The sequence below is a fragment of the Vibrio sp. 10N.261.52.A1 genome, from assembly GCF_002876325.1.
Lineage (GTDB): Bacteria > Pseudomonadota > Gammaproteobacteria > Enterobacterales > Vibrionaceae > Vibrio > Vibrio chagasii.
Genome location: NZ_MCYD01000290.1, coordinates 1 through 706, shown reverse-complemented (window position 1 = coordinate 706; position 706 = coordinate 1). Strand labels below are relative to the sequence as shown.

The 706-nt window shown below is 45.8% G+C and carries 1 protein-coding gene; it reads right to left on the bottom strand.

The genetic code is table 11. The features are described from left to right. Nucleotides 1–706 (bottom strand): tRNA 5-methoxyuridine(34)/uridine 5-oxyacetic acid(34) synthase CmoB (gene cmoB / locus BCT81_RS03595; RefSeq protein WP_102423256.1); only part of this gene is annotated, 706 nt, incomplete at its 3' end.

The window sequence follows — 706 nt, the reverse complement described above, 5'->3', positions numbered from 1 at the left end:
CTGCGTTCTCATCGCCTTCAATCACTAGAGTCTCAAGCACTAATTCACCGCCAGACACTAATTGGTCCTTCAGTTGAATAAGGTGATCCAGTGGAGAACGACGGTGGTACAGCACACCCATGCTGAATACTGTGTCATAGGCTTCAAGTTTTGGTAGCTGTTCGATACCTAAAGGTAGAAGGTGAGCACGTTGGTCGTTGCCCATTAACTTACGAATAGCTTCAAATTGAATTAAGAATAGGTGAGAAGGATCAATACCTACAGTTAAGCGTGCCCCTTCACCTAGCATGCGCCACATGTGGTAGCCGTTACCACAGCCAACATCGAGCACCGAGCGGTTCTTCAATGGAGAAATATGTGGAAGCACACGATCCCATTTCCAGTCACTGCGCCACTCTGTATCGATATGGATGTCGTGAACGGTATAAGGACCCTTTCTCCATGGGTGGAACGTCTTCAATAAGCTTTCTAGCTTTTTCAGTTCACCTGAGTGGTATGGCGTAGAACTACCAATCGTCACTGAATTTTTCAGGTCGACTTGATCTGGCACGTCTTGTGGAATTTTGTTTAACGCACGCAACCAACGATCGAAATCACCGTGCTCTGCATTTTGCCAATCCGTCAGTTGCTGTGGCAAAACATTAAGCCACGGCTGTAGGCGTGTATCTTGGGCAATAAGTTGATAAAAATTGGCAAAATTAAACAT